At 60.0% G+C, this 20,713-nt stretch carries 17 protein-coding genes; 12 read left to right on the top strand and 5 right to left on the bottom strand.

Going from position 1 to position 20,713, the window contains the following annotated elements:
* Positions 1 to 141 precede the first annotated feature (141 nt).
* Complete coding sequence (locus tag ACFQZG_RS21680) at positions 142 to 1,473, top strand: polysaccharide deacetylase family protein (protein ID WP_378156337.1); 1,332 nt, start codon at positions 142 to 144, stop codon at positions 1,471 to 1,473.
* Between the two features lie 72 nt (positions 1,474 to 1,545).
* Here the strand turns inward: ACFQZG_RS21680 and ACFQZG_RS21675 are convergent, their stop codons facing one another.
* Positions 1,546 to 1,887: a hypothetical protein gene (locus ACFQZG_RS21675; protein ID WP_378156335.1), complete on the bottom strand. Its 342-nt coding sequence runs from the start codon at positions 1,885 to 1,887 to the stop codon at positions 1,546 to 1,548.
* Between the two features lie 222 nt (positions 1,888 to 2,109).
* Here ACFQZG_RS21675 and ACFQZG_RS21670 point away from each other — a divergent pair, with 222 nt between their 5' ends.
* The 4 genes from ACFQZG_RS21670 to ACFQZG_RS21655 all read left to right on the top strand — a co-directional run bounded on the left by ACFQZG_RS21670 (position 2,110) and on the right by ACFQZG_RS21655 (position 7,454).
* Positions 2,110 to 3,087, top strand: a complete 978-nt coding sequence (locus ACFQZG_RS21670) for a sugar phosphate nucleotidyltransferase (protein ID WP_378156333.1) — start codon at positions 2,110 to 2,112, stop codon at positions 3,085 to 3,087.
* Positions 3,084 to 4,379 (top strand): UDP-glucose dehydrogenase family protein, encoded by a 1,296-nt coding sequence (locus ACFQZG_RS21665; RefSeq protein WP_378156331.1) that lies wholly within the window; start codon positions 3,084 to 3,086, stop codon positions 4,377 to 4,379. The genes ACFQZG_RS21670 and ACFQZG_RS21665 overlap by 4 nt, the downstream gene beginning before the upstream one ends.
* A 204-nt stretch (positions 4,380 to 4,583) precedes the next feature.
* Positions 4,584 to 6,239 (top strand): CotS family spore coat protein, encoded by a 1,656-nt coding sequence (locus ACFQZG_RS21660; RefSeq protein ID WP_378156329.1) that lies wholly within the window; start codon positions 4,584 to 4,586, stop codon positions 6,237 to 6,239.
* 30 nt (positions 6,240 to 6,269) lie between these two features.
* The gene (locus ACFQZG_RS21655) at positions 6,270 to 7,454 is read left to right on the top strand and encodes a glycosyltransferase family 4 protein (RefSeq protein WP_378156327.1); all 1,185 of its coding nucleotides are present in this window, start codon (positions 6,270 to 6,272) and stop codon (positions 7,452 to 7,454) included.
* A 71-nt stretch (positions 7,455 to 7,525) separates the two neighbouring features.
* Here the strand turns inward: ACFQZG_RS21655 and ilvD are convergent, their stop codons facing one another.
* Positions 7,526 to 9,211, bottom strand: coding sequence for a dihydroxy-acid dehydratase (gene ilvD, locus ACFQZG_RS21650; RefSeq protein ID WP_378156325.1), 1,686 nt, complete (start codon positions 9,209 to 9,211; stop codon positions 7,526 to 7,528).
* 256 nt (positions 9,212 to 9,467) lie between these two features.
* Here ilvD and ACFQZG_RS21645 point away from each other — a divergent pair, with 256 nt between their 5' ends.
* From ACFQZG_RS21645 to ACFQZG_RS21620, 6 genes are read left to right on the top strand one after another with little or no spacing between them, the layout of a single operon-like run.
* Positions 9,468 to 9,770: an urease subunit gamma gene (locus ACFQZG_RS21645; RefSeq protein WP_378156323.1), complete on the top strand. Its 303-nt coding sequence runs from the start codon at positions 9,468 to 9,470 to the stop codon at positions 9,768 to 9,770.
* Between the two features lie 16 nt (positions 9,771 to 9,786).
* The gene (locus tag ACFQZG_RS21640) at positions 9,787 to 10,155 is read left to right on the top strand and encodes an urease subunit beta (RefSeq protein ID WP_378156321.1); all 369 of its coding nucleotides are present in this window, start codon (positions 9,787 to 9,789) and stop codon (positions 10,153 to 10,155) included.
* A 37-nt stretch (positions 10,156 to 10,192) separates the two neighbouring features.
* On the top strand, positions 10,193 to 11,899 hold the full coding sequence (gene ureC, locus ACFQZG_RS21635; RefSeq protein WP_378156524.1) for an urease subunit alpha: 1,707 nt from the start codon (positions 10,193 to 10,195) through the stop codon (positions 11,897 to 11,899).
* A 27-nt stretch (positions 11,900 to 11,926) separates the two neighbouring features.
* Positions 11,927 to 12,640 (top strand): urease accessory protein UreF, encoded by a 714-nt coding sequence (locus ACFQZG_RS21630; protein WP_378156319.1) that lies wholly within the window; start codon positions 11,927 to 11,929, stop codon positions 12,638 to 12,640.
* A 29-nt stretch (positions 12,641 to 12,669) separates the two neighbouring features.
* Positions 12,670 to 13,347, top strand: a complete 678-nt coding sequence (ureG, locus tag ACFQZG_RS21625) for an urease accessory protein UreG (protein ID WP_378156317.1) — start codon at positions 12,670 to 12,672, stop codon at positions 13,345 to 13,347.
* Positions 13,331 to 14,209, top strand: coding sequence for an urease accessory protein UreD (locus ACFQZG_RS21620; RefSeq protein WP_378156315.1), 879 nt, complete (start codon positions 13,331 to 13,333; stop codon positions 14,207 to 14,209). The genes ureG and ACFQZG_RS21620 overlap by 17 nt, the downstream gene beginning before the upstream one ends.
* A gap of 481 nt (positions 14,210 to 14,690) precedes the next feature.
* Here the strand turns inward: ACFQZG_RS21620 and ACFQZG_RS21615 are convergent, their stop codons facing one another.
* The 3 genes from ACFQZG_RS21615 to ACFQZG_RS21605 all read right to left on the bottom strand — a co-directional run bounded on the left by ACFQZG_RS21615 (position 14,691) and on the right by ACFQZG_RS21605 (position 17,739).
* Entirely contained in the window at positions 14,691 to 15,356 is a 666-nt protein-coding gene (locus ACFQZG_RS21615) for a 3'-5' exonuclease (RefSeq protein ID WP_378156314.1), read from the bottom strand.
* A gap of 203 nt (positions 15,357 to 15,559) precedes the next feature.
* Positions 15,560 to 17,353 carry an MORN repeat-containing protein gene (locus ACFQZG_RS21610; RefSeq protein ID WP_378156312.1) on the bottom strand — a complete coding sequence of 598 codons (1,794 nt, stop codon included), beginning with the start codon at positions 17,351 to 17,353 and terminating at the stop codon, positions 15,560 to 15,562.
* On the bottom strand, positions 17,353 to 17,739 hold the full coding sequence (locus ACFQZG_RS21605) for a DUF4280 domain-containing protein (protein WP_378156311.1): 387 nt from the start codon (positions 17,737 to 17,739) through the stop codon (positions 17,353 to 17,355). Before ACFQZG_RS21605 ends, ACFQZG_RS21610 begins: the two co-directional genes overlap by 1 nt.
* A 202-nt stretch (positions 17,740 to 17,941) precedes the next feature.
* Here ACFQZG_RS21605 and ACFQZG_RS21600 point away from each other — a divergent pair, with 202 nt between their 5' ends.
* On the top strand, positions 17,942 to 20,692 hold the full coding sequence (locus tag ACFQZG_RS21600) for a HAMP domain-containing protein (protein ID WP_378156309.1): 2,751 nt from the start codon (positions 17,942 to 17,944) through the stop codon (positions 20,690 to 20,692).
* The last annotated feature ends 21 nt before the right edge of the window (positions 20,693 to 20,713 follow it).

Below are 20,713 nucleotides of genomic sequence, written 5' to 3'. Positions count from 1 at the left end.
GTCCGCGTTCCTTTTATTGTTATTGTACATGATTACAAAAAAGATGCCTACTCGTACGCCAATATTAAGCCGGTTATGATAGAATAGATGGAGCATGCGGACACGGACGACACATTTCGCAAACCAAACGGTGAGGTAAGCATGGAACTCCTTTTGTGGGTCTTCTTTTATTTTTTGACCATTTACGCGTTTCTCCCCGCGCTGATCAGCCGGACATTCGGATTCCGGGTATTCAGAAGAGGGAAGACGGAGCGGGAAGTCGCGTTGACGTTCGACGACGGACCGGATCCGGAATATACGCCGCGGTTGTTGGATCTTCTCAAGCGGCACGGGGCCACGGCGACGTTCTTCGTCGTCGGCGAGAACGCGGATCGGCATCCGGACATCATCAAGCGCATTCATGAGGAAGGGCATGTCCTCGGCATACATAATTACGTCCATAAGTCGAACTGGATCATGCGTCCAAGCACGGTGAAGAAGCAAATTCAGCGGACTTCGGAGACGATCGCGCGCGTTACGGGCGTCGTCCCTACGTATTATCGTCCGCCATGGGGCATCGTGAACGTATTCGATTACGCGAAGCTCGGCCACCTGCAAATCGTGCTCTGGTCGGCCATGTTCGGAGATTGGCGGGAGAAGGTCGGAGCGGACAAGCTGTACCGCAGAATGCGGAGCAAGCTGAAGCCGGGCGAGGTGCTGCTGCTTCACGATTGCGGCACGACGTTCGGCGCGGATCGCGACGCCCCCGCGAATACGATCTCGGCCCTGTCCCGCATTCTGGAAGACGGCGCGAAGCTCGGGCTATCGTTCGTCGGCATCGACCGGATGATCGAGTCGACCGAGCAACGCAAACGCCAGGGCAAGAAGATCGGCTTGCTGAAGAAAGCGATCGTCGCGGTATGGATGCAATACGAGAAGCTGTTCCACGTCCTATTCCGGCTTAGGCCGGTCGGCAACGGCGAATCGTTCAATTACCGGGTTCGCAAATACTCGGGACCGCCGGTGGCGTTGAAAGACGCGGAGACGATTCGGTCCGGGGATTATATCATGGAGATTCACTTCGAGAACCGGATGTTGTTCGAGACGGGGATGAACGCCAAGTCCCCGGTGCAAATCGGCATCAAGCTCATTCGCGAGATGGAGAAGGCGCTGCCCGACCTCGGCAAGGCGCTCGCCGGCGCTCCGAACGGGGACAAAGTCAAGGCGCTTTACGGCGTCTCGATGATCCATCGCGGCTCCGAGTCGCTCGGTTACCAGACGTTCGATCTTCCGCGCGGATTGTTCGCTTGGACGACGAACATCTACTTGCGCATTCTGATTCGCGTCATTCACCCGTCCGGCAACGAGAAGGTCAGGGATCGCGGGCAGTCGCTTAATCCCCGCATGCTCGTCATGCCGCGAGACATTCTGCTCCTGTGGGCGAACGACCCGGAAGCGAAACGCTCCGTTCGCGAGCTGCTTCAGTCGAGATAATCGATGCGATAGAGATACGAACGAAGACCCCATCGGGAAGTTCCCGGCGGGGTCTTGTCGTTTATGCCTTTTTTACGCCGTGGTGTCATCATCGTCGTTATCGTCGTCATCGTCGTCATCATCATCGTCATCATCATCGTCATCATCATCATCATCGTCATCGTCATCGTCGTCATCTCCAGGATCGAGATCGATTTCGACTTTGTCTCCGTTCGAGTACTCGGCTTCCACCTCTTCGACGGCGTCCCAATCCACCGTATCCAGGAACGACGCGATCGCCGTATCCCTCGGCACGCCGTTCTCCTCCGGTTCGAACGAATAGTCGGCGCTGCTGCCGTCTTTGTATTCTACTTGAACTTCGACGATCTCCTCGTTGGATTCGAGAAACTTCTCTACGATTTCTTTGCCCGCCATGATCGTTCCATTCCTCCCGCTTTCGATTTGCGCATGATGAATCACTCGTATTGTATGGCCGGACGCCCGTTTTGGTCATAGGCGGATGGAGGGGGTACGTACGACTATTTTTGCGAGCGTTGATACTAGCCCTTCCCCGCATGCCCCCATGCTCATAGCTTATATCACCATTCCTTATGGTTACGATAATTCATCTTTGTCACATAACGAGGGAGAATGCGGATGAAAGGCTTAATATTGGGCGCCGGCAACGGGACGAGACTCATGCCCTTCACGCGCGTGACGCCGAAAGTGCTGCTACCGGTGGCGAACAAACCGATCGTTCACTATTGCATCGACAAGCTCGTCCGGCTCGGCATCGAGGAGATCGGCATCGTCATTCAGCCCGCCCATAAATCGTCGTTCATGAAGCAGGTCGGCCGCGGAGACCAATGGCCGGCGAACATCCAGTACATCTACCAATACCATCCGAAAGGGATCGCCGACGCGGTCAGGCTTGCCGGCGATTTTCTGGGGGACGATTCCTTCATCCTGCTGCTCGGCGACAATCTGATCGAAGATTCGCTCGAGAATTTGAGAGATTCGATCGTCGTCGATCGCCAAGAAGCGGCTCTGCTGATCGGCGCCGTCGCGAATCCGCGCGACTATGGCATCGCCGAGATCGAGGGCGAACGCCTCGTCGGATTGGAAGAAAAGCCGAATCAGCCGAAGACGAACTTGGCCGTGCTCGGCGCCTATGCGTTCGGCCCGAGGCTGCTCGAGGCCGTTCGCTCGATCGAACCTTCCGCGCGCGGAGAATACGAGATTACGGACGCCATCAAGTGGATGCTTCGCGAGAACGATCCGATCTCTTGCCGTATTACGGACCGCGAGCACTCCGACGTGGGAAGGCCCGATCGGTGGCTGATCGCCAATAGATGGATGCTGGAGCAGTCCGTCCGAACGGGAGGACCTTACGAACGTTGGACGGCAGCGGGCTGCACGATCGTCGAACCGGTATCTATCGACGATCAAGCCGTGCTCGATAACTGCACGATCGGCCCTTACGCCTCGATCGGCGCTCATGTCCGGTTAACGGACTGCACCGTCCAAGACAGCATCGTGCTCGCGGGCTACGGCGCGATGAACGAAACGATTCGTCAAGCGATCGTAAGCCCGAGGCACTCCTACTACATGAATCGCTTGGAGGCTTCCCGATGAGCATCCTGATAATGGGTACAGGCTACGTAGGCATTACGACCGCGATCATGTTCGCGGAGCTGGGCATCCCCGCGACCGGATTCGATTCGAACCCCGGCAAGATCGCCTTGTTGAACGGCGGGCATCTGCCGATCTACGAGCCGGGCATGCAGCCGGTATTGGAGAAGCATCTCGCCTTGGGGACGATACGGTTCGTTCAAGACGAGCAATCGTCGATCCGGGAGCACGATACGATCTTCCTGTGCGTCGGCACGCCTTCGAATTCGGACGGCAGCGCCAACCTGAACGCGATCCGCCAAGCATCCGAGTGGATCGGCCGGCATATGCAAGCCCCGACGCTCGTCGTCATCAAGAGCACCGTGCCCGTGGGGGTGAACGAACGGGTCGCCGGATGGATCGCCGGCAAGCAATCGTCGCCGATTCCGTTCGACGTCGTCATGAATCCGGAATTTCTGCGCGAAGGCTCCGCCCTCGCCGACTCGCTCGCTCCCGACCGAATCGTCGTCGGCAGCGATTCCGCGGAAGCCGCCGAGCGGCTGCTATCCCTCTACGAGGCGATCGATTGCCCGAAGATCGTCACGACGCCTAGAGCGGCCGTGATGATTAAATACGCTTCGAATGCTTTTCTGGCAACTAAAATATCGTTCATCAACGAATTGGCCAGATTGTGCGACGAGCTGAGAATCGACATCGGGGAAGTATCGCGCGGCATGGGCCTTGATCCGAGAATCGGCTCGCTGTTCCTTCGGGCGGGCATCGGCTACGGAGGTTCGTGCTTTCCGAAGGACGTAGACGCGCTGGTCCATACGGCGGCCGCGAGCAAGCAACGGCTCACGATCATCGAGCAAGCCGCCAGGGTAAACCGGACGCAGCCGCTGCACGCCTTGGACCGTTGGGAGCGGTTGCTTCCTTCGTCGTTCGCCGGCATGACGGTCGTCGTGCTTGGAATCGCGTTCAAGCCCGATACGGACGACTTGAGGGAAGCGCCGGCTCTCGTATTGTTATCCGAGCTGCTTGCCAAGCAAGCATCCATTCACGTTCACGATCCGTTGGCGGTTCTTCCCGCGCATTTCCGCTCGCTCGGCATCGTTCAATTCGACACCGTCGAGGGAGCGCTGCACGGGGCGGACGCGGTCATCGTGTGCACGGAGTGGCCGGAATACCGCGAGGCGGACTGGGGCCGCATGAAGTCCGTCATGAACGGCCATGTCGTGTTCGACGGTCGCAACGCGCTCGACGGACCCGGCTTGACCGAACTGGGATATTCCTATTACGGCATTAGTCGTCACTAGATTGTAAACGCGAATCTATCGCGAGGGTGGCGATTACCCAAGCCATGCCCTATTCGCCCCCATATACTGACGTATGCAACGGAAAAGCAAATGGGGCTGGAGGAGATGCAGGTGGAGGAGTATCGTATCGTTCCGTGGGACCATGACGAGTCGGTCCCATTCGGAGTTGATCGAGAATTCTATATTCCCCCGGAAATCGAAGCAATGGCGCGCGAGGTAATGACCCGCTACGAAATGAAGGTAAGCGAGATGACCCTGATCACCTCCAAGCCGGACAAAGGCGGGGCGATCTGGAAGCTCGAGACCGACAAAGGCCCGCGAAGCTTGAAGGTGCTTCACCGCGAGCCGCGCAGAAGCTTGTTCAGCGTATACGCTCAAAAATGGCTCGTCGAGCAAGGCGCCCGGGTGCCTGCGCTCATCGAGACGATCGATGGCGACCTGTACACGGAAGCCGGCGGTAAACTGTGGATCGTGACGGACTGGATCGCGCTCGTTCCGGCGTCCAAAGTCGACGTGGAAGGGGCAGAAGAGCTCGTCTACGGTCTTGGCGAGTTTCACCGGTCGACGCGCGGTTACGTCGCGCCCGAGCTGGCCCAGAAGGCGTCGCGGATTCACCACTGGCCGAAATATTACGCGAAAATGATCGAGAAGATCGGATGGTTCCGGGACTTGGCCCGGTCATATCCGGAAGCGGCCGGCGCAAGCCGATTGCTGTCGGTCGTCGAGCAATTCCAGCAGGAGGCCCGGGAAGGGTTGGCGAGGTTCGAGCAATCGAGCTTCAGCAAAATGGTCGACAAAGGCGAGCAGCATTGGGGCCTCGTGCACCAGGATTACGGCTTCTCGAACGGACAATTGGGGCCGGGCGGCATATGGGTCATCGACCTTGACGGCGTATCCTACGACTTCCCGATTCGCGACTTGCGTAAAATCATTACGAGCATGATGGACGATATGGGCAATTGGGACACGGAGATCGTGAGAAGGCTCATCGATGCTTACCACAGGGCCAATCCGATCGACCGGGAAACGTTCGAGCTGCTCGTGATCGACATGGCTTTCCCTAACGAATTCTACAAACATATCAAGGAAATGATCTTCGATCCGGTCCTGTTCATGAACACGGAATTGGAGCCGATACTCGCTCGCGTGCTGATGACGCAGGAGAGCAAGAAGGCGGCAATCGCCGACCTTCTGTCCGACGCGGACAACTACGAACCGGGCGATTACGAGGAGCTTACGCTCGAGGAGAAGAGAGAAGCGCGGAGACGGGCGCTGGCGGAAAGAGCCGCGACGGAGTTCCAGCCGCTCCTCTTCGAGAGCGAAGAGGTCGATTCGATTACGCCGCAGGGCGAACCGATCGCGTTCGAAGCCGAAGCGCCGCTTACGGATGCCGTCGCCTTCGAGGCCGAAGCGGCCGAGGCTCCTTCGCTTCGCGAAGAAGAGACGGTGCCTGCAGCGGTCGGCTCCGAACTGCCCGCGTTCGAGGAATGGCAGCGCGATAGACAGCTCGACTCCATGCAGCAATCGCCGGAGTCCGGCGCATTCGCGGCGTCTCCGGCACCTCTTGCCTTGGTCCCCGCGGCCGCCGCGGTTCCTGCCCCGGCAACGAACCCGTTCGTTCCCGCGGCGTCGCCGAGAAGGATCGCCAACCGCCGGATCGGCGGGCTTCGCAGGCGCAAGCCAGCCGTTCGCCGTCGCAAGCCGAAGCTGCCCGCACGCAAGCGCGTAACCAAGGCGGCCGTTCGTTCCAAAGCGTCCCGCAAAACCGCGGCGAGCCGTTCGGTCGCCCGCAGAACGGCCGGCGTCACGAAACGCAAAGCTACCAAGAAGAGAGGCCGCATCGCGGCCAAGCGCGCCTAAAGGCGTAAGCGATCGAAAGGAGAATGGTTGTTGAACGTCTTAATGATCTGCACGGAGAAGTTGCCGGTTCCGAACATTAGAGGCGGAGCAATTCAAACCTATATATGCGGCGTAGCTTCCATTATCGGCCGCCATCACAGGCTTACGATAATGGGGCGCACGGATCCGGAGCTGCCGGACGACGAGACGGTGGACGGCATTCGTTACATCCGCGTGCGTTCCGACGATTCGTTCGAGCTATATACGCAGAACGTATTCGATTACTTGCGCTCGACGACGGAACGGTACGATATTATCCATGTATTCAATCGGCCGAAGCTCATCCAAGCCGTTCGGGAAGCGGCGCCTAACGCGCGCTTGTTCCTGAGCATGCACAACGACATGTTCAAACCGGAGAAAATCGCCTTCGAGGACGGCATATCGACGATCGAGCAGACGGAACGGATCATTACGATAAGCAACTATATCGGCAGGACGATCTGCGAATACTTTCCCGAAGCGGCTACCAAGGTTCGCACGATCTATTCGGGCGTCGACCTCTCGCGGTTCACGCCTTGGGTGCAGTCCGAGGCGACGCGCGCGGCGAGAGACGAACTTCGGAGCCAATACGACATCGCGGGCAAGAAGGTCATTCTGTTCGTAGGCCGGTTAACGAGGAACAAAGGCCCTCACGTGCTTATTAAGGCGCTGGAGCATGTCAAGCACCAGGATGCCGTACTCGTCATCGTGGGGGGGACCTGGTATCATAACGAAACGGCGTTCAGCGATTACGTCAGCTACATGCGGGCGCTCGCCGCGAGGTCGGACATTCCGGTCATCATGACGGGGTACGTGCCGGCTCACGAGGTGCACCGCTGGTTCTACGCGGGCGACGTGTTCGTCTGCACGTCGATCTGGGAGGAGCCTCTCGCGAGGGTTCACTTCGAGGCGATGGCGGCCGGCTTGCCGTTCTTGACGACGGCCAGAGGCGGCAATCCGGAAGTGATCGTGAACGATAACGGCGTTCTCATCCACAATCCGAACGACCCGCTGGAATACGCGAGTCATCTTAACGCGATACTGGCGGACCTTAACGGGGCGAGGCAGATGGGATTGCGCGGAAGGCGGCTCGTGGAAAGCAACTTCACGTGGGATCGCGTCGCGCGCGAGATCATGGAGGCGTGGGCGAGACGGCCGGCGCCGGCGACGGTCGTACTCAAGCTTCCGAACGCCTAACGGCGAAAAAAACGGTTGGACGGAGAACTTCTCCATCCAACCGTTTCTTGTCGCGACGCTATGTCGTTCGATTACATCTTCATGACGCCGCCGCGGCTAGCGTTCGTGACGAGAGCGGCGTAGCGGGCCAGATAGCCGCGTTTGATCTTCAATTCGAAGCCCGGCCAGTTCGCGCGGCGTTGTTCGAGCTCTTCGTCGCTCACTTCGAGCGTGATCTTGCGATTGTTCATGTCGAGCTCGATCATGTCTCCGTCGTTGACGAAGGCGATCGGTCCGCCTTCGGCCGCTTCCGGGGACACGTGGCCGATCGAGATGCCGCGGGACGCGCCGGAGAACCGGCCGTCGGTAATCAGGCCGACTTTCGTGCCGAGACCCATGCCGACGATTTGCGACGTCGGAGCAAGCATCTCCGGCATGCCGGGACCGCCCTTCGGTCCTTCGTAGCGGATGACGACGACGTGGCCTTCTTTGACTTTGCCGTTCGCGATGCCCGCAAGCGCTTCGTCTTGGGAGTCGAAGCAGATGGCCGGTCCGCGGTGGTAACCGCCTACGGACTTGTCGACGGCGCCAACCTTGATGATCGAACCGCCCGGAGCCAAGTTGCCGAACATGACGGACAAGCCGCCTTCCTTCGTGTGCGGATCGTCGATCGGACGGATGACGCTATGGTCCGTAATCTCGCAGCCGGCGACGTTCTCGCGCAGCGTCTTGCCGGATACGGTCATCTCGTCGCCGAACAACGCGCCGTCCTTCTTGAGCAGCTCGTTGATGATCGCGCTGACGCCGCCCGCGTTGTGCAAGTCTTCGATATGGTGGTCGGAAGCCGGCGCGAGCTTGGACAAGTAAGGGACGCGCTTCGCGACTTCGTTAATGCGCTCGATCGGATATTCGATGTCCGCTTCGTGCGCCAAGGCGAGCGTGTGGAGAACGGTATTCGTCGAGCCGCCCATCGCCATGTCGAGCGCGAAGGCGTTGTCGATCGTGTTCTTCGTTACGATGTCGCGCGGCTTGAGATCCATCTTGATGAGCTCCATCAGCTGGCGCGCGGATTGCTTGACGAATTCCTTGCGTTCTTCGGCGACGGCCAGAATCGTGCCGTTGCCCGGGAGCGCCAGGCCGAGCACTTCGGACAAGCAGTTCATCGAGTTCGCCGTGAACATGCCGGAGCAGGAGCCGCAAGTCGGACAGCCGTATTGTTCGAGCTCGGTCAAGCTCTTCTCGTCGATCTTGCCCGACATGTAGGCGCCTACGCCTTCGAATACGGACGTAAGGGAGATGGCGCGTCCGTCGCTCGTGCGGCCGGCTTTCATCGGTCCGCCGCTGACGACGATCGTCGGAATGTTGATGCGGAGGGCCGCCATGAGCATTCCCGGCGTAATCTTATCGCAGTTCGGGATGCAGACCATGCCGTCGAACCAGTGCGCGTTCACGACCGTCTCGACGGAGTCGGCGATGATCTCGCGGCTCGCGAGCGAGTAACGCATGCCGATGTGGCCCATGGCGATGCCGTCGTCTACGCCGATCGTATTGAATTCGAAAGGAACGCCGCCTGCTTCTCTAATCGCTTCTTTGACGATTTTGCCGAATTCTTGCAGGTGAACGTGGCCCGGAACGATATCGATGTAAGAATTGCAAACCGCGATGAAGGGCTTGCCGAAATCTTCCTCTTTAACGCCTGCCGCGCGCAGCAAGCTGCGGTGGGGAGCGCGGTCGAAGCCTTTGGTGATCATGTCTGAACGCATTTTTTTGGCGGACATGGGTTGTCCCTCTCTTTCAAGGAATATTCCTGATAGTCATATCCTTGAGTTTATCATAGATGTAGAGGGGTTGACTAGCTTGCAGATACCCGGGATCGATTGGGTTGTTTATGTCATTTACATGTTACATATTAGGTGGGGATTCGCAAATAATCACAATATTTTTGCTTGACATGTAATAAAACATTACATAAATGATTTACTTCGACGGTTTGCTTTTCTATAATGGAAGAAAGTTGCAAGGAGGTGCAGTCGCGTGAACCTAACCGAACGCGAGAAAGAGAAGCTGCTGATCACGGTCGCCGCGGATTTGGCCCAACGGCGGTTGGCGCGCGGCGTGAAGCTGAACTATCCCGAGTGCGTCGCGATCATTACGTCCGCGATCATGGAAGGCGCGCGGGACGGCCGGACCGTAGCGGAGCTGATGGCCTACGGGACGACGCTGCTCGCGCGCGATCAGACGATGGAAGGCGTTCCCGAGATGATTCACGAAGTGCAGGTGGAAGCGACGTTCCCGGACGGAACGAAGCTCGTGACGGTGCACAGGCCGATACCTTGACGAAGGAGAGACGCGTATGATTCCAGGAGAAATTCGAGCGAGGGCCGGAGAAGTCGAGTTGAACGCGGGCAGGCGGACGGTGTCGCTGCTCGTGAACAACGTCGGCGATCGGCCGGTGCAGGTCGGCTCTCATTACCACTTCTTCGAAGTGAACCGCGCGCTGCGGTTCGACCGGGCGGAAGCGTTCGGCATGAGGTTGAACATTCCGGCAGGGACGGCCGTGCGCTTCGAGCCGGGCGAGGAGAAGCCCGTCGTGCTGACGGAACTCGCCGGTTCGAAGCTAAGCTACGGCTTGAACGGCTTGTCGAACGGAACGGCGTCGGGGGAAATGCCCGAAGACGCGGCGGAACGGTTGGCGAAGTGGCAAGCGCTATCGGCGGAGTAAAGAGATCGCGGGCAGAGGGGGAGAGCTTGGCATGCGAATGGATAGGCAGCACTACGCGGACATGTTCGGCCCGACGACAGGTGACGCGGTCCGCTTGGCGGACACCGGGTTGTGGGCGGTCATCGAGCGCGACTATACCGTATACGGAGACGAGTGCAAGTTCGGAGGCGGCAAAGTCATTCGCGACGGCATGGGCCAATCGAGCCGGGCCGTCAGGAGCGAAGGCGTGCTCGACACGCTGATCACGAACGCCGTCGTGATCGACCATTCCGGCATCGTTAAGGGCGATATCGGCATTAAAGACGGACATATCGTCGGCATCGGCAAGTCGGGCAATCCCGACATCATGGCGGGCGTTCATCCGGACTTGATCGTCGGGGCGAGCACCGAAGTGATCGCCGGCGAAGGGAAGATCGTGACGGCGGGCGGCATCGACACGCATATCCATTACATATGCCCGCAGCAGATCGAGACGGCGCTGTCGTCGGGCGTCACGACGATGATCGGCGGCGGCACGGGGCCGGCGACCGGCACGAACGCGACGACGTGCACGCCGGGCGCGTGGCACCTGCGGCGCATGCTGGAAGCGGCCGAAGCGTTCCCGATGAATCTCGGCTTCCTCGGCAAGGGCAACGCTTCGTCGCTGCCGCCTCTCGTCGAGCAGATCGAGGCGGGCGCGATCGGACTGAAGCTTCACGAAGACTGGGGGACGACGCCGGCAGCGATCGACGCTTGCCTGTCGGCGGCGGACCAGTACGACGTTCAAGTCGCGATCCATACCGATACGCTCAACGAAGCGGGCTTCGTCGAGGATACGCTGCGGGCGATCGGCGGACGCACGATCCATACGTACCATACCGAAGGCGCCGGCGGCGGTCACGCGCCGGACATTATCCGGGCGGCCGGGGAGCCGAACGTCATACCGTCGTCGACGAACCCGACGAGGCCGTTCACCGTCAACACGATCGAGGAGCATCTCGACATGCTGATGGTATGCCACCATCTGGACAGCCGCATACCCGAAGACGTCGCGTTCGCCGATTCGCGCATTCGGCCGGAGACGATCGCGGCGGAAGACATCCTGCACGATCTCGGCGCGTTCAGCATCATCAGCTCCGACTCCCAGGCGATGGGCCGCGTCGGGGAAGTGATCCTGCGGACGTGGCAGACGGCCGACAAGATGAAGATGCAGCGCGGACCTCTCGCGGAGGACGGGGAAGACGGCGACAACGGCCGCATTAAACGGTACGTCGCCAAGTACACGATCAATCCCGCGATCGCCCACGGCATCTCGCATCTGGTCGGCTCGCTCGAGCCGGGCAAGTTCGCGGACATCGTCGTCTGGTCGCCGGCGTTCTTCGGCGTGAAGCCGGATCTCGTCCTTAAGGGCGGCAGCATCGCCTTCGCGCAGATGGGCGATCCGAACGCTTCGATTCCGACGCCGCAACCGGTAATGGGCCGCCCGATGTTCGCTTCGTACGGGAAGGCGTTGACGCAGAGCGCCATTACTTTCGTCTCCCAATCGGCGTTCGATGGAGGCATCGTGGAGAAGCTCGGCTTGCAGAAGCGGGTGGAGCCGGTGAAGGGGTGCCGCGATATCGGCAAGAAAGACATGATTCACAACAACGCGACGCCCGACATTCAAGTCGATCCGGATACGTACAAGGTGACGGTGGACGGCGAGCTCGCGATCTGCGAGCCCGTCTCCGTCGTGCCGATGGCGCAGCGGTACTTCTTGTTCTAAGCAAGCGATCGGAGGAGGTCGACGGCAATGACGTTCAAGGGAGATCCGGCGCCCGGCCCGGACTCATGGCTATCCATGCAACTGCTGCTCGATTCGGCGCTCCCGATCGGCGGCTTCGCGCACTCCTTCGGCTTGGAGACGCTCGTGCAGGACGGCAAGGTGACGGACGGCGCGGAGCTGCGCGCTTACTTGGAAGGGATGCTCCGGCATAGCTGGTCGACAAGCGATCTGATGGTCGTCAAGGCTGCATTCGCGTCCCGAGATCCGGACGGGGATGCATATGCGTATCGCATCGAGCGGCTCGTCCATTGCCAGCGAATCGCTCCGGAGACGAGGGACGGCATGGAGAAAATGGGCCGGAGGCTGCTCAAGCTGGCGCCCGAGCTGTTCCCGGAGCTGCGCGTCCGGCATGTGGCGGAGGCGGCGCGGGAGGGGCGATGCTTCGGTACTTATCCGCTGGCTTACGCCGTCATCTGCAGGGAGCTCGGCGTTTCGCTCGACCGCGCAGCCGAAGGGTACTTGTACGCCTGCGTCGTAACGACCGTCAACGCGGGGCTGAGATTGATCTCGATGGGACAGACGGAGGCGCAGCGGATGACGGCGTCGCTGTTCCCGCTCATCGGGCAAGCGTGGGCCGAAGTTCGGGACATGGCGCCGGAAGACGCATACGGCGCCATGCCGCTCGCGGATCTGGCGATGATGCGCCACGAGACGCTGTATTCCAGGTTGTTCATGTCTTAACCCATACGATAATTAACGGAGGAATGCATATGTGCCAAGGCAAAGAAGGACAACATCATCATCACGGCTGGGAGACGCCGGAGCTCACCGGCGGACGTCCGATGCGGATCGGCATCGGCGGTCCGGTCGGATCGGGCAAGACGAAGCTGGTCGAACAGCTCGCGCTTCAGTTGAAGGATAAGCTCAATCTCGCGGTCATCACGAACGATATCTATACGAAGGAAGACGCGCGCATTCTGACGGACACGGGATGTCTGGAATCGGAGCGCATCATCGGCGTCGAGACGGGCGGCTGCCCGCACACGGCCGTTCGCGAGGACGCGTCGATGAACTTCGAAGCGGTGGAGGAGCTGGAGAGGCGGTTCCCCGACCTCGACTTGATCTTCATCGAGAGCGGCGGCGACAACTTGGCTGCGGCGTTCAGCCCGGAGCTCGCGGACCGGTTCATCTATATTATCGACGTGGCCCAAGGCGAGAAAATCCCTCGCAAAGGCGGGCCGGGCATCATGCGTTCGGACCTTCTCGTCATTAACAAGATCGATCTGGCGCCTCACGTGGGCGCGAGCCTTCAGGTCATGGAAGACGACTCCAAGCGGATGCGCGGAGACCGTCCGTTCGTGTTCACGAATTTGTTCGCCGGCGATGGGCTCGACGTCGTGGCCGGTTGGGTCGCCCGGGAGGCCGGGCGCCATGCGGCCGCCGTCTAACGCGGCGATCGCACCGGGGCTTTCGACGCGCCATGCGGATCTGCGAGCAGTAGCCGGATTCGTGAACGGCGACCCGGCTCTGGTGTCCCGCTACCATACGTCGCCGCTGAAGATCGCCAAGTCGTTCCTCCTGGACGCCGGCGGAACGAAGCAGCTGGCGGTCGTGCAAATGGACGTATCGCCCGGCTTATTGGAAGGGGACAACTACCGATTCGATTGGCGTCTGGAGGACGGCGTCCGGCTGTACGCGACGAACCAAGCCTATACGCGCGTGCATCCGTGCGGCGACGGTCATTCGCGACTCGAGCAACGGTTCTCTCTGGCGCGCGGTTCCGTCTTCGAATGGATGCCGGAGCCGGTCATGCTGTTCAGGGACGCGCGCTTGTTCGCCGATACCGAGGTCGACCTGCAAGATGGGGCGATCTGCATGCTGAGCGATATATTCAGTCCGGGAAGGCTGTCGCGGGGCGAATCGTTCGCGTTCGCGGCGTACGATAACCGGCTGACGGTGCGGCATGACGGGGAACTCGTACATTACCAACGGAACCGTTGGGAGCCGGAGCGGTTGCCTCTCAAGACGGCCGGATGCTTCGGCGACGCGACGCACCTCGGATCGTTCTCCGTATTCTCGGACCGGGTGAACGCGGAGACGGCGGCGAAGCTGCGCGAATGGCTCGAGTCGATGCCGGAGCAAGCCGAGGGCGTCGTATGGGGCGTATCGCACACGGCTCGCTACGGCATCGTCGTGCAAGCGGCGGGCGGCGCGGCATGGCGGTTGGAGCGGCTGATCCGCGCGGCATGGGACGGCGCCCGCCGGCTGTTACTCGATGAGCCGCCGCTGCGATTGCTGAGGGGGCAATGAGCGGCGCCACGCGCCGTTAGACGAGCGAATTTGCGGGGATCGAAGCTGTAGCGGTACCGCGTGCCGTTAGACGAGCGAATCTGCGGAGATCGAAGCTGTAGCGGTACCGCGCGCCGTTAGATGGGCGGATCTGCGGAGATCGAAGCTGTAACGGCGCCACGCGCCGTTAGATGGGTGGATCTGCGGAGATCGACGCTGTAGCGGCGCCGCGCGCCGTTAGATGGGCGGATCTGCGGAGATCGAAGCTGTAGCGGCACCACGCGCCGTTAGACGAGCGAATCTACGGAGATCGACGCTGTAGCGTCACCACGCGCCGTTAGATGGGCGGAACTGCGGAGATCGAAGCTGTAGCGATACCACGCGCCGTTAGATGAGCAATTCCGCGGAGATTGGAGCTGTATCCTTTTTCGGTTGCATGCGAAGGGACGCTTGCGATGCATCGGTCTGCCGATGCGCCGTAAGCGTCCCTTTGTCATGGCCGTTAGTCTTTGGGGAACAAGTTGGCGAGCCCGGCGAACGGCAAGTTCTCGTAATGGTCGGTCTTGTAGACGACCTCGCTCTCGATCTTCGCTTCCTCGCTCAGCTTGTTGTGGCGGAATTGCAGCTTATCGTACAGCTTGACGAGAATTTGCGCCGTATTCATCGCGTCGTCCAGCGCGCGGTGATGGGAGCCTTCGAACGGAATTTCGAGCATCTCCAGCGCCGGCTTGAGCCCCATCTGTTGGTGCTTCTCGAGCTTGTATATTTTGGAGAGCATCTTCTGCAGATTGTTGTGGTTGACGATCCACTCGGTCGGAATTTGATGCTGGCGGCATTCCTGCACGAGCTGGCGCTGGTCGTCGGGACCCCAAGCGCAGAGGAAGTATTCTTCCTGCCCGATCCAATCGGAGAACTCGCGCACGACTTGCGACAGCGTGCCCGCCTCGTTGACGTTGTCTTGCGTAATGCCGGTGAAGGAAGTCGTATCGGCGGTCAGTTGAGCGACGACGACCGGCTTGACGAACGATTGGAAGGTGGACACGATTTGCGGCGCGCCGTCCACGACGCCGACCTTCGCGGCTCCGATTTCTATGATTTCGGCGATCTGGCCCTTCTTGCGCCTCACCGTCATTTCGAGATCATATACGATAATGGTCAATTCAAGCACCTCAAGAACATTCGATGGATAGGAAACGTATCCTTGTTATTATAGTCTTCCGTCGAAGATTTGTCAGGCATGCGCGCAAAAAAAAGGACTCCGCTCGAAGCGAAGCCCTTGATCGGCCTATTAAGGCCGGTTTGAAAAACGGGAACGGGAACAAAATAACGCTAAACGATGCCGCCGGCTAAACGGAAAAGAACACCCGCGAATTAGGAAACGGCCGTAGGTCTTACGATCAGCCGGACGGGAACGTCCTTGTTGAACGTGAACACGTATAGGCGGTCGTTCCAGGCATAGGTCATCTCGTGCTTGCCGCCGGTCAGATCCATCCGCACGCCCGTCCGTTCGGCCGCGGCGAGCTGGTCTTGGACCGCCTTCAGAGCGACGGGGTTCCACGTGCGGATTTCGGTTACCGAGTAAGCCTCCGGATTGTCGGCATTCGCTTCCAGCGTAAAGGACAGGCTATGCGCCGCGTAAGTCGCCGTAATCGGAGCCGGAGTCTCGTTCGCCAGCAAAGGATCCAAGACGATCTGGCTGTCCGCCGTAGGCTCGTTCTGAACCGCCTGCGCATTCACTTCCACGGTCTGCTTCGGCGCGTCGGCATTGTCCGCGTCGGTCTTAGCCGCCTCTTCGCCCGATGCCGATTCGGAAGCTTCGTCCGTCGCGGCCGGCGTTGACTCCGGGGACGGTTCCGGCGAAGCGGAAGGTGAAGGCGCCTCCGGCGAAGCGGCCGGTTGCTGTTCCTCGGGCGTCTCTACGACCGGGATTTCTTCGACCGGGGTCTCCTCGACGGGAACGTCTTCGACCGCGGCATCGGCAGGCGCGTCGGCCGGACCGAGCAGCTCCGCCAGCTTGGAAGCCGACAGGCCGACGAAGCCGGCGAGATCGATGCGCCCCTCCCGGAAAAATCCTTTGTAAGCCGCGACGCCGTCGGCATCGAACAGCGTGCCGACGCCTTCGTATTTGCCCGCGCGGAACTTGCCGGCGTACACCGGAATGCCCGCGTCGTCGAACGCTTGGCCGTCGCCTTCTTTGACCCCCATGGCGAACTTGCCGGTATAGACGGCCGTCCCCGCCGCGTTCATGAGCGACCCGTCGCCGTGGTACTTGCCCAATTGGAACAATCCTTTGTAGATCGCGACGCCGCTCGCGTCGTATTCCGTTCCTTCTCCGTTCAGCGACCCGCCTAGGAAGTTGCCCTCGTAACGCAGAGTGCCGTCCGCTCCGTACTGTTTGCCCGCGCCTTCGTACTTCCCGGCGTTGAAGCCGCCTTCGTAGACGAGCTTGCCGCCGGAATCGTACAACTTCCCTTCGCCCTGATAAATCCCGGCGGCGAACGCGCCGGTATACTGCGGGACGTCCTTCGCCGAATAGAGCGTGCCTGCCCCTTCGTACTTGCCCGCCAGGAACGCGCCTTCGTACAACGCGCTTCCGTCCGGAGCGAATAGGGTGCCGGCCCCGGAATATTGGTCGTCGACGAAGTCGCCGCGGTACAGCAGCTTGCCGTCGGCTCCATATAGCTCGCCTTTGCCGTTCTTCAGCCCTTTGGCGAAATCGCCGACGTAGACGAGCGAGCCGTCCGGCGCGAACAGCTTGCCGGAGCCGGAGAATTGGCCGGCTTCGAGCGGACCCTCGTACAGCTTGTTGCCTTGCTCGTCGAGGATGACGGCCGGTCCGGACAGCCCTTGCGCCAGCGCGGCGGAAGCTTCGATCTTCGGCGTCTTCGCGAACCACTTGTCGACGAACTTCGGCGGCTTAATGAAGATGAAGAAGACGAGAACGAGGGAGATGAGCAGCACGAAGACGAACATCTTCTTGGCGATGTAGACGGTACCGAAGCGCCAATAGTCGTTGAGCGAGCGAAGGCGTCCCCCGAGAATCGTCTTCATCCACTTGACGAGCCATTTGAGAATGAGTTTCGGCAGCGTCTTGGCTTTCTTCAGAGGCATTAAGATCCGTTTTTGGATCGGTTTAATAAACGGTTTGACGATGGATTCGATCATTAGGGCACCTGTATCGTGACTTGGCCAGGATTGACGATCTGTATGACGCCGCCGAAGTTGCACATGCACTTGGAAGAGTTGTTGAGCGCGGGCATGTTCGCGACGAGCACGGTCGGCGAGCCCGGCGCCCAAGGGGCCGCGGTTACCGGGGTGCAAGGCATCGGCGTCAAGACGCCTAACGCCGCGGCTGTCGCGGAGGCGACGGCCGGATTCGCCATCGACTGACACATACCGAAAGGCGCAATATTGACGAACGGCTTGTTATCCATGATGTTGGCGATCGGCATGGCCGTCAACGTCCGGTTGACCGGCAATACGTTAAGCATTCCGGGAGCAAGGCCGAACGAGCATTGAAGCGCCGCTCCGCCGCATACGAGCTGTCCCATGGCAACTCCTCTCGCACGGCTCCTAAGCCGTGTCTTCGACGTGACACAATCTTCCTCTATACTACAACATCGTACGAATAATGTCATTTTATAATAGAAAATAGAGTGTAAAAAAACGTGACATATAGTACCATGGTAGTAACTAGCATGCGGAAGATTCTCTGCAATTATCGTCGAACAAGGGATGTGGACATCCGATTCTATGAAAAAGCTCGCTCCTATACTATTGCTGTTCGCCTTGGCGCTCTCCGCGCTCTCGCTCTACCGGATCGATTCCGCGCACGGCTTGTCGACCGCGCCGTGGACGGACAGCTTCGCGCTGCAGAACTTATCCCGCGCCGGGGAAAGCCCGGACGCGTCGCTCGTTGCCATTAGCGATTCCAAGCAACGGATCCTCAAGCTGTCCCCGGACGGCGTGCTGCAGGCGAACATAGGCAGATCGTCCTCGGAATCCGGGCAGCGCCGGGACTTCACGGAAGTCGTTACGGACGGCGCCGGGAACGTGTACGCGATCGATACGGTGCTGGACGACTACGGGTTATACGTGCTACGGGAGCAGATCGTCCGTTACGACGCGGCCGGGAAACACCGGGCCGTACTGTACGACTGGGAGGGCGACGGCAGCGGCAAGCGTATCGGACAGCTGAAGGCGCTCCGCGTGCTGCATAACGACCTGTACTTCTTCGTCGCGGAAGCGGACAAAGTGTCGCTCATGCGAATCTCGCTCGCGGGCGGACAGCCGCAAGAGCAGTTCTCGTTCTTGCTGCCTAAGAACCGGTACATGTCCGAGATCGTCGGGACGAGCCCGGGCCAAATCTACTATTCGACCAAGAAGGGCGCGGTCTTCCAAGTGTCCGCCGCCGGAGAGAGCAAGCTCGTCTATCCGCTGGAGAACATGGAACGCACCCGCAAAAACTTCCCCGAGCGGCTGTCGCTCGGGCAAGAAGGCCATCTGACGTTCGTCGACCGGTCCCTTAACGCGGTCACCGTGCTGGAGCCGGGGCGGGCGGACGGCATTCGCGTGCTGGCGGCGAGCGAGGATCTGGAACGTTCCGCGCCGGGAGCGGAAGGCTACGAGCTGATGGACGTCGCGTCGACGTCCGACGGCGGCTTCATCGCCGCGCTCAGCGACCGGGTGCTCCGGTTCGACGCGGACGCGAAGCTGTCCGGGGCGTGGGCGCAGGCGGAATACGCCGGAGACGAGAAGACGGCGGATTGGCTGAGGTGGGCGGTGTTGGTCGCCGCGGCGATCCTCGTTCTGTACAGCCTCCGCGCCGTCTATATCCACACGCTTAAGCGCAAGATGTCGCTCTTCTTCAAAATGATCGTCGTGACGGCGCCCGTCATCGTCGCGTGCATGTTCCTGCTCGCGAACTTCATCTACGACAGTTTCTCGGCGCGCATGGAGCAAGAGATGCAACGGGAGCTGTCGCTGCTCGCGCGCAACGGCCAGAACCTGATCGACGGCGACGCGTTGGGACGCATCCAATCGCCGCAGGATTTCCGGAACGACGATTACAACGCGATTCGCGCGAAGATGAACTTCTTGTTCGAAGGCGAGTACGCGAACGACCGGCAAGGCTTGTACAGCACGCTGTACAAGTACGAAGGCGACCAACTGAACATCATCATGGACGACGACGACGGCGTCAACATGTTCAAGCCGTTCGAGACGAACGAAGAGAACGAGGCGGTCCGGAAGGACGGCATGGTGAGATCCGGGCAATGGGAAGACGCCAACGGCAAGTGGCTGTACGCGATCGGCCCGGTGTACGACAATTCGGGACAGGTCGTCGGCATTTACGAGACGGGCCGGGACATGAGCGTTCTCGATCAGGCGAACCGCAAAATTTATACGAATATCGTGCAGAACATCGTCATTATTACGTCGGTGCTTCTGTTCGTCATTTTACTCGTCACGTTCCTGCTGTTGTCCTCCCTGCGCAAATTGCAACGGAGCGTCATGGCGATGGCCGACGGCAACTGGGATACGGAAGTGAAGCTGAGAAGCCGCGACGAAGTCGGCGACTTGGGCGAGCAATTCAACCGGATGGCCCGCTACATCCGCCAATATATCGCCGACATCACGCAGTTCTCGGAAGCTTCGTTCCGGTTCGTGCCGCAGCAAATCTTCAAATCGCTCGGGAAGAAGGGCATCCTGGACATTCGCCTAGGCGATCAGGTGCAGCAGAACATGGCCGTCATGGTCGCGAATCTAAGAGATTTCCACCGTTACGCGCAGACGTTGTCGCCGAAGGACAACTTCGACTTCATGAATTCGTTCCTGCGCCGGTTCGGACCGATCGTACGCGAAGAAGACGGGCTCATCAGCAAGTATCTCGGCGCGGGGTTCATGGCGCTGTATCCGGGATACGCGGAGCAGGCGCTGCAATCGGCGGTCACGATCCGCAGGGAGCTCGGGCGATATAACGAAGACCGCCGCAAAGCCGGGTACGAACCGGTCGACATCGGCATCGCGATCCACAAAGGGCCGCTCATGCTCGGCATCATCGGGGAAGAACGCCGCTGGGAAGGCAACGTCATCTCCGACGACGTTCATCTGACCGCGCTGCTCGAGAAGCTGTCCGCGGAGCTCGGCAGCACCGTGCTCGTCACGAAGACGTTCTTCGAGCAATTGCGCGAGCCGGAACGGTTCCGCCACCGCTCGCTCGGACGGATCACGCCGGAAGGCCATGGCGAGGCCGTCGAGCTGATCGACGTGTACGAAGGCGATCCGGACACGGTACGCCTGGCGAAAGACCGGACCAAAGCGCTGTTCGAGCGGGGGCTCCTGCTCTGCCAGGAAGGAAGATTCTTCGACGCGAGGGAGACGTTCGTCGAGGTTATCAAGCTCAATCGTCTCGACAAGGCGGCGAAGCTCTACTTCTACTTATGCGACGAATACTACCAGAAGGGCTCGCAAGCGGGTTGGAACGGAACGCTGGCGATGTAACGAACATCGGCTTGAACGGCT

Origin of the sequence: Cohnella sp. GCM10027633 (assembly GCF_042675445.1) — a bacterium.
Classification (GTDB): Bacteria; Bacillota; Bacilli; order Paenibacillales; family Paenibacillaceae; genus Cohnella.
The sequence above is the reverse complement of the archived record's forward strand: the minus strand, read 5'-3'. Positions and strand labels throughout refer to the sequence as shown.